The sequence below is a fragment of the Streptomyces sp. NPDC056480 genome, from assembly GCF_042795405.1.
GTDB lineage: Bacteria > Actinomycetota > Actinomycetes > Streptomycetales > Streptomycetaceae > Streptomyces.
In genome coordinates this window covers 16,437-27,731 of the sequence record NZ_JBHTSA010000105.1, presented here as the reverse complement: position 1 = coordinate 27,731, position 11,295 = coordinate 16,437, and the positions used below count along the sequence as shown (strand labels likewise).

Genomic DNA, 11,295 nt, shown 5'->3' with positions numbered 1-11,295 from the left:
CCACAACCCGGGGGGGGCCTCCCCCCGGGGGGGGGGGGGGGGGGGGTTTCCCGCCGCCGCCCGCGCGGCGGCCGCGTCCGGCCGCCGCGATGACCGACGTATCACTTCCAAAGGGGTGGGGACGGAACAGATGGAGTTCGGGACAGGCACGACAGGCAGGCAAGACGGCGGGGGGAGCCGGAGACGGCTCGTCGTCCACTCGCTCGCTCTGGCACTCGTGGCATCCCTCGGCCTGGTGCCCGTGGCGCAGGCCGCGGGAACCGGCGGGGGACTGGGGCGCTCGAAGCTGCCCGATCAGCGGGTGAGCAAGGTCCGGACGGTCGACACACCAGGAGCCCGGAAGGCCAGGGACAAGGTCGCCCAGGACCGGAGGACCAACGCCGAGCAGGCCCGGCGGGCAGTCGCGGAGCAGACGGGAACGTGGCCCCGGCGCGGTGCGGCGACCGTCACGCTGGCCCGCGGCAAGGCCGCCGGGGCCGCACCCGGCGGCGTCCCGGTGACCGTGGAGTCCAGGGCGGGGAAGAGCACCGGTGCGAACGCCCCCGAAGCACGCATCACCGTGCTGGACCAGGAGGCGGCCGGCAGGGCCGGCATCACCGGTGTCCTGCTGACCGCCGACGCGGACACCGCCGGCCCGGCCGGCATCAGTGTGGACTACTCCGGCTTCGCCTCGAAGGTGGGCGGCGGCTGGGCCCAGCGACTGCGGCTGGTGCAGTTGCCCGCCTGCGTGCTGACGACGCCGGAGAAGGCGGAGTGCCGCAAGCAGACACCGCTCAAGTCGACGAACGACGTGCGGGACCAGTCCGTCTCGGCCCAGGTGATGCTGCCCGCGAGCACGAGTGGCGTCACGACGCAGCTGGAGGCGGCGTCCTCCGGAGCGACGGTCCTCGCGGTCACCGCCGCCACCTCGGGCGCGGGTCAGTCGCCGTCCGGCGGTGGCAGCTACGCGGCGACCGAGCTGGCGGAGTCCTCCTCCTGGCAGGCCGGAAGCAGCTCCGGATCCTTCAGCTGGACGTACGGCTTCTCGCTCCCGCCCGCCGCCGCCGGTCCGACGCCCTCGCTCGGCCTCTCGTACGACTCGGGAAGCATCGACGGCCGGACGGCGACGTCGAACAACCAGGGAACCTCGGTCGGTGAGGGCTTCTCCCTGACCGAGTCCTACATCGAGCGCAGCTACGGCTCGTGCGACGACGACGGCCAGGCGGACGTCTTCGACCTGTGCTGGAAGTACGACAACGCCCGTCTGGTCCTCAACGGCAAGGCGTCCCGCCTGGTGAAGGACACCGCCACGGGGACCTGGCGCCTCGAGAACGACGACGCCTCGACGGTGACCCGGTCGACCGGCGCGGTGAACACGGACGACGACGGCGAGTACTGGACCGTCACCACGGGCGCCGGCACCCGGTACGTCTTCGGCCTGGACAAGCTCGACACCGCGACCACCCAGCGGACGAACTCCGTCTGGACCGTGCCGGTCTTCGGCGACGACTCCGGTGAGCCCGGATACTCGGCGGGCAGCACGTTCGCGGGACGCTCGCTGCAGCAGGCGTGGCGGTGGAACCTCGACTACGTCGAGGACGTCCACGGCAACGCCTCCACGTACTGGTACGCCAAGGAAGAGAACTTCTACAAGAAGAACAAGGCCACCAAGGCCGACGCCTCGTACACCCGCGGCGGCTACCTGAAGGAGGCCACGTACGGTCTGCGGAAGGGTGCGCTCTTCACGGACGACGCCGACGCCAAGGTGACCTTCGGGTACGCCGAGCGCTGCACCGCCTCCGACTGCGGCTCCCTGACGGAAGCGACCTCGGACAACTGGCCGGACGTCCCCTTCGACGCCCTGTGCACCGACGGCGACGACGACTGCCTCGCCTCGTCGCCGTCCTTCTTCTCCCGCAAGCGCCTCACCGCCGTCAACACCCACTCGTGGTCGGCCACGGCCGGCACCTTCGTGCCGGTGGACACCTGGGCGTTCACCCAGAAGTACCTGGACGCCGGCGACATCGGGGACACCAGCGACCACGTCCTGACCCTGCAGTCGATCAAGCGGACCGGCCAGGCCGGAACGACCGCCGTCGAACTGGACCCGATCTCGTTCACGTACCAGATGCGGCCCAACCGCGTGGACGCGACCGAGGACATCCTGCCCCTGACCCGGCCCCGCATCTCGACCATCACCTCCGAGACCGGGGCGATCACCACGGTCACGCTCTCCTCGCCGGAGTGCGTGCGCAGCGAGGTCCTGAACGCGGCCGAGGACACCAACACCCGCAACTGCTACCCGCAGTACTGGAACATCAACGGCGCCGAGAACGCGTCGGTGGACTGGTTCCACAAGTACCGCGTCCTGGCCGTCACCGTCTCCGACCCCGCGGGGCAGAACGAAGCCGTCGAACGCTCCTACGAGTACGCGGGCGCGGCGTGGCACCACAGTGACGAGCCGTTCACGCCGGCGGACGAACGGACCTGGTCCAACTGGCGCGGCTACCGTCAGGTCACCGTCTACTCCGGCGCGCTCCAGACGACCCGCTCCAAGACCGTGTCCCTCTACATGCAGGGCATGGATGGCGACAAGAAGAAGGACGGCACGACCCGGAGCGTCGACGTCGTGCCACTGGCCACCCCGGCCCTCGGTCTCACGACGATCAAGGACGCCGGCCCGTACGCCGGGCAGCTCCGGGAGCAGGTCACCTACGACGGCGCCACCGCCATCAGCGCGTCGAGCAGCGAGCCGTGGTCGAAGGAGACCGCCCGCCAGACCGGTGTCCCCGGCGCGGGCGACCATGTCGCGCGCTTCGTGCGCACCAAGGCGACCACGAGCCACACGTACCTGACGGTCCCCCAGACATGGCGGGCGCAGACGGTCAGCACCACCTACGACGACTACGGCATGCCGTCCGTCACGGAGGACCGCGGCGACGACGCCAAGACGGGCGACGAGACCTGCAAGGTCACCTGGTACGCCCGTGACGCGGCCGCCGGACTGACGGCCTTCGCCTCGCGGACCCGCGCTGTCGCCCGGGCGTGCGCCGTCGCCGACAGCGGCCTCGCCCTGCCTGCGGACTCGACCAGCCGAGGAGACGTGCTCTCCGACACCGCCGTCGCCTACGACGGCGCCACCACCTGGTCGGCGACGATGAAGCCGACGAAGGGGCTGGCGACCTGGGCGGGCCGTGCGCAGGGATACGGCGCGAACGGTGCGGTGACCTGGCAGCGGACGACCACCACCACCCACGACGGGCTGGGGCGCGCCCTCAGCGTGACCAACGCCGACGGCAAGACGAGCAGCACGGTCTACACCCCGGCCACGGCCGGCCCGCTGACCAAGACCATCGTCACCGACCCCAAGGGCTTCAAGTCCGCCACCTTCATCGACCCGCGCAGGGGGCAGCGCGAGCGCACCTTCGACGCGAACCAGAAGAAGACCGAGCTGGCCTACGACGCCCTGGGCCGCCTCACCGACGTGTGGCTGCCCAACCGCAACCGGGCCGGCGGCTACAGCCCGAACAGCACCTTCGCCTACAACCTCAGCAGGACCAAGCAGTCCTGGGTGTCGACGTCGAGGCTGAAGAGGGACGGAGCCACCTACCAGACCACGTACGCGATCGTCGACTCCCTGCTGCGTCCGCTGCAGTCCCAGTCGCCGACACCGCACGGCGGAAGGCTGCTGACGGACACCCGCTACGACTCGCGCGGCCTGTCCTACGAGACCTACACCGACATCTTCGACAACACCACCGCACCGAACGGCTCGTATGCGCGGGCGGAGTACGGAGAGGCCCCGACCCAGACCGAGGTGCGCTTCGACGGCGCCGGACGCGCGACGACCAACACGCTGTACGTGTTCGGCGTGAAGAAGTGGTCCACGTCGACGACCTTCACCGGTGATTCCACCGCCACCACCGCCCTCCAGGGAGGATCGGCGTCACGCGTCATCACCGACGCCCGGGGACAGACGGTGGAGACCCGTGAGTACGCGGGGACCGATCCAGCCGACGCGGGATTCGGCTCCGGTCTCGGTGCTTCGTACCTGTCCACGAAGTTCGCCCTGGCGCTGGACGGCAAGCAGACGTCGGTCACGGGACCGGACGGCGCCCGGTGGTCCTACGGCTACGACCTGTTCGGCCGGCAGACGAGCTCGAAGGACCCGGACAAGGGCGATTCGAGCACCGCCTACAACGCGCTCGACCAGGTCATCAAGTCCACCGACTCCCGGCTCAAGGTGGTCCTGGCCGACTACGACGAGCTCGGCCGCCCGTTGGGCACCTGGTCGGGGACGAAGACGGATGCCAACCAGCTGACCGCCTACACGTACGACACCCTGCTCAAGGGCCTGCCCACCTCCTCGACCCGCTACGTCGGCGGCAAGGCGGGCCAGGCGTACACCAAGAGCGTCACCGCCTACGACACCCTCGACCGGGCCGTCGGAAGCACGCTCCAGCTCCCGGCCAAAGACCCGCTCGTCGTGGCGGGCGCACCGACCACACTGCAGTACTCCGCCTACTACAACATCGATGGAAGCCTGCAGAACAGTGAAGAGCCGGCCCTGGGCGGCCTGCAGTCCGAGATCATCGGATACGGGTACGACAACCTGGGCAACCTGACGTCGATCGGCGGTTCCACCGGATACCTGCTCGGCGTCGACTACTCCGCCCTCGGCCAGGCACAACAGCTCATCCTCGGCAACGCCAACACCGAGGAGTACAAGAAGAACTACGTCACGAACACCTATGAGGAGGGCACCGGCCGCCTGACCCGCAGCAATGTCACGGACCAGACCCACCCGTACATGCTGCAGGACCTCAACTACGCCTACGACCAGGCCGGCAACGTCACCTCGATCACCGACCCGACCGCTCTCGGCGGCACGTCGGCGGTCGAGACCCAGTGCTTCGCCTACGACGGCCATCACCGCCTGACCGAAGCGTGGACCCCCAGCTCCCAGAAGTGCGGCGACGCGCGCAGCGCGTCCAGCCTCTCGGGGCCGGCCCCGTACTGGACGACCTACACCTACAACCAGGCCGGCCAGCGTGCCACCGAGAAGGTGCACAAGGCCACCGGGGACACGGAGACCACTTACTGCTACAAGGCCGCGCAGCCCCATGCCCTCACGGGCACCAGCACCTCGGCCAACTGCACCACACCGACACGCGCCTACTCCTACGACGCCGCGGGCAACACCACCAAGCGTCCGGGCAAGACAGCCACCCAGGACCTCATCTGGTCCGTGGAGGGCAGGCTCAGCAAGCTCACCGAGTCCGGCAAGGACACCGACTACCTGTACGACGCCGAAGGCAACCTGCTGATCCGTGCCACCCAGGGCGGCGAGCGGGTCCTGTACGCCGGAGCCACCGAGCTGCACCTCCGGGCCGACGGCACCACATGGGCGCAGCGCCACTACGCCTCCGGCGGCCTGACCGTCGCCGTCCGTTCCAACGAGAACGGTACGCAGAAGCTGACCTATCTCGCCGGCGACCACCACGGGACGCAGAGCCTGGGGATCTCCGCCGACGCCACGCAGACGGTCAGCAAGCGCTACATGACCCCCTTCGGAGCTGAACGCGGCACCCCGGCAGGCAGTGCCTGGCCCGATGACAAGGGCTTCCTCGGCAAGACGGACGACAAGACCACGGGCCTCACGCACATCGGCGCTCGTGAATACGACTCCGCTGTCGGCCAGTTCATCAGCGTCGACCCGTTGCTCAGCCTCGATCAGCCCGGGTCCCTCAACGGGTACAGCTACGCCAACCAGAACCCCACCACGGCCAGCGATCCGACGGGCCTTGAAAGCTGTGGGGTGCACTACTGCTCGGGCAGCAACGGAACCTACGGTGACTACAAGCCGGAGAACGACCCGGCGGCATCCGAGCCGCCGCCGGCGACGGGATCAGGCTCCAACGGAAGCTCCGGCTCTACCTCGGGCGGCGGAACGACCACCAGCACGGAGCAGCCGGTCGTCTTCGGCATCACACTGCCCTCCGAGGAGGAGATGCGGGCGAGGCCGCTCGCAACGCCGGGTGACACGTACGAGGAGCTCACCAGGAAGTGGGCACGGCAGACGTGCTACCGCTCCGATGGAGCGGGAGCGAACGTCAAGGCCTTCTGCGGCGTGGCCGCGGACGTGGGTCTTCTCGACGTCGGCCCCGATCCCTGGGGCGTCCAGTACCACATCAACTGCTTCAGGGGTAAGGGCGACTGCGCCGAAGCGCTGATCTCCGATGCCATCACCGTGGCGACCTGGGGGCTCGGGCGTGCTTTCGGAGGCGTCGGAGCGAAGGCGGTGACGGGAGGCGCACGCTCCGGAGCAGGCGCGGCAGCGGCGGGGGAAGGAGCGTTGGTGCGTCTCCTCAACGGGTGCGCCAAGTGCTTCCTCGCGGGGACCGAGGTCCTCATGGCCGACGGCTCGACCAAGGCCATCGAGGACGTGAAGGTCGGCGACGAGGTCCTGGCGACCGACCCGGAGACCGGGGAGTCGGGGCCCCGCAAGGTGACGCGGCTCATCCGGACCGAGGACGACAAGCACTTCAACGATCTCTCCATCGCCACGAAGGAGGGAATCGAAGAACTGACCGCCACACACGAGCATCCGTTCTGGTCCCCTTCCGAGCGGGCGTGGATCGAAGCGAGTCACCTCCAGCCGGGAATGACGCTGCTCACCGACGACGGCGAAACGGTCGTCATCACGGGCAACAAGCCGTTCACCCAGTACGCCCGGACGTACAACCTCACGGTCGACGACCTGCATACGTACTATGTGCTGGCGGGCGAGACGCCGGTTCTCGTTCACAACAGCAACTGCGGAATCGGTCGGCAGCTGATCGGTGACAAGGACTCGGATCACATCCTTGCTGGCCACAGGTACCCGGGGGCGGAGGGTAAGGACGCCTTCCCGGAAGGGTGGTCTGATGACCAGATCCTGGATGCTGTCGCGGACGTGGTGACGAGTCCAAATAGCCAAAGGACCTGGTACAAGGGATCTTCTGTGCACGCCGAGAGAACCCTCAAGACCAGGAAGGGCGAACCTGCGGTTCAGAATGTGATCGGGACCGTGGGTGATGTGAGAATTCTGGTGCGTTACGAACCCCTCACTGGGAAGGTACTCACAGCATTCCCGCAGTGAGGGGATAGCTCAATCGATCCGGGTCTGGCATCTTCGATGATTGGAGGATCATGGAGAGAGATGCGAATCTGATGGGAATGTTGCATCGTCTGGATGATCCTAAATGGCCAGAAGCGCCGGCTGACTACAGTTCAGTCGATTCTGCAGCTTCATTCAGTCGTCTGGTCATACAGGTTGATTCTCGCTTCTCGACGCGTTGCGAAATCGACCGAGACATTCAGGACTCCGCTCAGTACGGACGAATCGAAGTGCCGGGGGAAGCCACAGTTTGCGGGACGAGGATCGTCGTCCTGGTGAGCAAGTTCAAGCCATTGGCAATGGTGGCGGCTGATAACCCTGGTGCTTTCTTGGGCACGGATGAAGCACGCGCTGAAGGCGAGCTCGACGCGGATGACCTTGAGGCGGTAGAGAGAGTTCTTGCTGGATCGGGGTACGTCGCGATTCCGGAAGAACTTCTTACAAGTCGCTATGAAGGATCCACTCTCCTGCGCTTCCATGGTTCTGGGGAGCCCACTTGGTGGGACCGATTCTTCGGTTCTTTCTGATGGGTCTCGAGTATCGTTCTACATAACGTTGCCCCTGATGGTCCGCATGGGACTCGTTATCCGATGCGACGTGGCCGTGCCATGAGAAGGGCCATGCAGTGGTAAAGGTCAGCCCCGCCGAGCTGTGCTTGGCGGGGCTGATCTGGTGTTTGACGGCAGTAGTCGACGGCAACGTCAGCGGACACCGGCGGCGCAGGCGGCGGTTCGCCGTCGCCAGTCCTCTCGGACTTGGTGGTCTTCTGGCCGTCGAGGGCAGTGCTGAGGATGTCGATGGCTTCGCGCTGGAGGCGGAGTCGGACGTGGGCGTATGCGGCGGAGGTCGGCTTTGCGGCGTCCGCATCCGGCGTCGCGGCGCGGGCTCGGAGCTCTTCCCGCATGTGATCGATCTCGTAGCCGGCGTCGTAGAGGACCCGGAAGCCGCCGCCCTTGCCGGCGGGTCAGGGGGTGGGGTCAACGATGCGCGTGCTCTCCACGTGCTCGGGCCGGTAGGAGCTCGTCAAGGCCCGGTGGTGGCCGCAGAACAGCAAGCAGGGGCAGCAGGCGTCCACTCCCCAACGCCGCGCATTCTCCCCAGATTCTCCCCAAGGGTGCGGGACGCACTCTCTCAGGCGTTTGCGCTCGTGAATTTGATCAGGCGGTACTGGGGCTCCCCTACAGCCAGTCCTTCTTCTTGAAGACCACGTACAGGCTCGTGCACACCGCGGCCATCAGTACCACCGCGAACGGATAGCCGCCCGCCCAGTGCAGTTCCGGCATGTTGTCGAAGTTCATGCCGTAGATCGTGCCGACCAGCGTGGGGGCGAAGAGGATGGCTGCCCACGAGGAGATCTTCTTGATCTCCTCGTTCTGTTCGAAGCCCGCCTCCGCCAACGCCCGCATCTCCGCGTTCTGTTGCTGGGTGACCAGGGTCGCGTTGACCGTGAGGATGTCCGCGAGTGCCTGGCGGAAGCCGTCGACGCGCTCGCTGGTGTGGGTGACGTGGTCCGCCACGTCGCGGAGGTAGCGCTGGAGTTCCTCGTCCGTGCCGTACTTGGCGAAGCCGGCCATCAGGCCGTGCAGCATGCCGACCAGGGGGCGGGTGGCACGCTGGAACTCGACCATCTCCCGGGAGAGTTCGTAGATGCGGCGGGAGACCGCCGGGTCGCCGCCGAAGACCTCCGTCTCGATCTCGTCGATGTCGTTCTGGACGCCCGCCACCACCGGCGCGTAGCCGTCGACCACCGCGTCCAGGATCGCGTACAGGACCGCCTCCGGGCCCAGGGCGAGCAGCTCCGGGTCCTTCTCCATGCGGCGGCGTACCGTCGAGAGGTCCGGTGCGGCGCCGTGGCGGACCGTGATCAGGAAGTCCGGGCCCACGAAGATGTGGAGCTCGCCGAACTCGACCTCCTCCTGCGCGTCCAGGTAGCGGGCCGCCCGGAGGACCACGAAGAGCGTCTCGCCGTACCTCTCCAGCTTGGGGCGCTGATGCGCCTCCATCGCGTCCTCGACGGCCAGTTCGTGCAGATCGAACTCGGCGGCCAGGGAGTGGAGTTCCTCCTCGGTCGGACGCTGGAGACCGATCCACGCCATGCCGTCCGGGTGCTCGCGCAGCTGTCGGAAGGTCTCCGCGAGCGTCGCCGGGGACGAGACGCGACGGCCGTCCCGGTACAGGCTCGCCTGCACCACGCTCCGCCGCTCCTCCGGCGCCTCCGGGGCGTCGGTCGTGGGCGGCTCCGCCTGGGGGCGGCGCCATGCCTGGCGTGGGCGACGGTCGGACATCTCGTGCACCTCCTGAGTCTCCGGGAAGGATATATGCGGTTGGTTTCGGGTGAATGGTGGGGGATTGCGTTCGGTGTTCCGGATGATTGCGTTCGGCGTCCCGGCTCTCGCCGTGGCCTCGGTCCCGCCTTGCGGACCGTATCTGTCCGCAAGTCCGAGTAGCGTGCCCGTCATGGCCCTCAAGACGACCCACCCCGTGCTCGGTGCCCGCGCCCTGAACCGTGCCACCCTCGACCGCCAGCTGCTCCTCCGCCCCGCCTCCCTGGGCGTCACGGAGGCCGTCGAGCACCTTCTCGGCCTGCAGGCGCAGAACACCAAGCCCCCGTACTACGCGCTCGCCGCCCGTCTCGACGGATTCCGCCCCGAGCAGCTGTCCGCGCTCATGGAGTCCCGTGACGTCGCCCGCATCGTCACCATGCGCTCCACCGTGCACACCCACACCGCCCGCGACGCGGTCGCCCTGCGAGGGCTCGCGCAGGGCGGTGCCATCGACCGGGAGCTCGCCATCTTCGTCTCCCGCGGGGGCCTCGACGGCGTCGACCTCGACCGGCTCGCCGCCCTCGCCCGCGCGCTCGTCGCCGAGCGGCCCCGCACCCCCAAGGAGCTGCGCGAGGAGCTGCTCCCCGAGTGGCCCGACGCGGACCCGCAGTCGCTCTCCGTCGCCGCCCGCTGCCTCCTTCCCCTGGTCCAGGTCACCCCGCGCGGTCTCTGGGGGCGCGGCGGCCAGGTCGCGCTCACCACGACCGACCAGTGGTTCGACGATCCAGCCGCCGGCGCCGCCGATCTCGACGAGACCGTGCTCCGCTACCTCGGCGCCTTCGGGCCCGCCTCCGTGAAGGACATGCAGACCTGGTGCGGTCTCACCAAGCTCGGTCCTGCCTTCGAGCGGCTGCGGCCCCGGCTCCTCGTCTTCCAGGACGAGCGCGGCACCGAACTCTTCGACCTGCCCGACGCGCCCCGCCCCGACGAGGACACCCCGGCCCCGCCCCGCTTCCTCCCCGAGTTCGACAACCTGCTGCTGTCGCACGCCGACCGCAGCCGTGTCGTGTCCCGCGAGCACAAGGGCCGCACCTGGACGGGCAACCAGGCCCACCGCGTCTTCCTGCTCGACGGCTTCCTCGCCGGGCTCTGGCACCTCGACGAGGGCAAGGACCGCACGACGCTCACCGTCGAGCCCTTCGTGCACGTGACGCGCTCCCAGCGTGCGGCGCTCGCCGCCGAGGCCGAGCGGACCCTCCGGCTCATGACGCCGTCGGACATCCCGTACGAGATCGTCCATGCGGAGTGACGGGGGAGTGGCGCGGGAGCGGTCCGTCGCCGCCGCCCTCGGCGCGGCCGGCTGGTACCCGGGGCGCGACATCGGCGCGCGGCTGCCCGGCCTCCTGGCCGTGGTCGTCGACCGGTTCGCCGAGGAGGGGCATCCGGTCGAACCCTTCCGGGCCGCTCGGGACTTCGTCCGGGAGTTCGGCGGTCTGCGCCTGGCGATTCCCGGAACCCCACCGGACACCCTCGCCTTCACCCCGCACTGGATCTACGAGGAGAGCGGCGAGGACGTCGCCGAACTCGCCCGGAACCTGGGCAGGAGGCTGTTCCCCGTCGGATACGAGACGTTCGACGGGGCGATGGTCCTCGTCGACGACACCGGACGCCTCTTCCTCCTGCACCACACCGGGCCCTACTTCCTGGGCCTGACCTCGCACGAGGCCGTCGGCTGTCTGCTGTACGGGCCCCAGCGGGAGGCCCGGGACTTCTTCGCCTGACACCCCGGCGGCCGCAGGCCCGCCCTCGGCCCACGGCCGTCTCCCGGCGCTTCCTGCGGCAGCGCCCCCGCCCTCGGCCCCCGGCCGTCTCCCGGCGTTCCTGCGGCAGCGC

At 68.7% G+C, this 11,295-nt stretch carries 5 protein-coding genes and 1 pseudogene; 4 read left to right on the top strand and 2 right to left on the bottom strand.

Going from position 1 to position 11,295, the window contains the following annotated elements; genetic code table 11:
* The first annotated feature begins 130 nt into the window (after positions 1 to 130).
* Both ACFQ79_RS32175 and ACFQ79_RS32170 read left to right on the top strand, forming a co-directional pair.
* A complete protein-coding gene (locus ACFQ79_RS32175; RefSeq protein WP_383590013.1) occupies positions 131 to 7,120 on the top strand; it encodes a polymorphic toxin-type HINT domain-containing protein in 6,990 nt (2,329 codons plus the stop codon).
* 50 nt (positions 7,121 to 7,170) lie between these two features.
* Positions 7,171 to 7,665: a hypothetical protein gene (locus ACFQ79_RS32170; protein WP_383590011.1), complete on the top strand. Its 495-nt coding sequence runs from the start codon at positions 7,171 to 7,173 to the stop codon at positions 7,663 to 7,665.
* A gap of 338 nt (positions 7,666 to 8,003) precedes the next feature.
* Here ACFQ79_RS32170 and ACFQ79_RS32165 read toward each other — a convergent pair.
* Positions 8,004 to 8,165, bottom strand: a pseudogene (locus ACFQ79_RS32165) (GntR family transcriptional regulator); the annotation flags it as partial.
* Between the two features lie 151 nt (positions 8,166 to 8,316).
* A complete protein-coding gene (locus ACFQ79_RS32160) occupies positions 8,317 to 9,423 on the bottom strand; it encodes a magnesium and cobalt transport protein CorA (protein ID WP_383590009.1) in 1,107 nt (368 codons plus the stop codon).
* Between the two features lie 172 nt (positions 9,424 to 9,595).
* On the opposite strand from ACFQ79_RS32160, the gene ACFQ79_RS32155 reads away from it, so the two are divergent.
* Positions 9,596 to 10,711, top strand: coding sequence for a winged helix DNA-binding domain-containing protein (locus ACFQ79_RS32155; protein WP_383590007.1), 1,116 nt, complete (start codon positions 9,596 to 9,598; stop codon positions 10,709 to 10,711).
* Complete coding sequence (locus tag ACFQ79_RS32150) at positions 10,701 to 11,183, top strand: SUKH-3 domain-containing protein (protein WP_383590005.1); 483 nt, start codon at positions 10,701 to 10,703, stop codon at positions 11,181 to 11,183. The genes ACFQ79_RS32155 and ACFQ79_RS32150 overlap by 11 nt, the downstream gene beginning before the upstream one ends.
* Positions 11,184 to 11,295 lie beyond the last annotated feature (112 nt).

Excerpts from the sequence above, each read along its gene's own strand:
- ACFQ79_RS32175 (WP_383590013.1), top strand. The coding sequence starts at position 131 with ATGGAGTTCGGGACAGGCACGACAGGCAGGCAAGACGGCGGGGGGAGC.
- ACFQ79_RS32170 (WP_383590011.1), top strand. The coding sequence starts at position 7,171 with ATGGAGAGAGATGCGAATCTGATGGGAATGTTGCATCGTCTGGATGAT.
- ACFQ79_RS32160 (WP_383590009.1), bottom strand. The coding sequence starts at position 9,423 with ATGTCCGACCGTCGCCCACGCCAGGCATGGCGCCGCCCCCAGGCGGAG.
- ACFQ79_RS32155 (WP_383590007.1), top strand. The coding sequence starts at position 9,596 with ATGGCCCTCAAGACGACCCACCCCGTGCTCGGTGCCCGCGCCCTGAAC.
- ACFQ79_RS32150 (WP_383590005.1), top strand. The coding sequence starts at position 10,701 with ATGCGGAGTGACGGGGGAGTGGCGCGGGAGCGGTCCGTCGCCGCCGCC.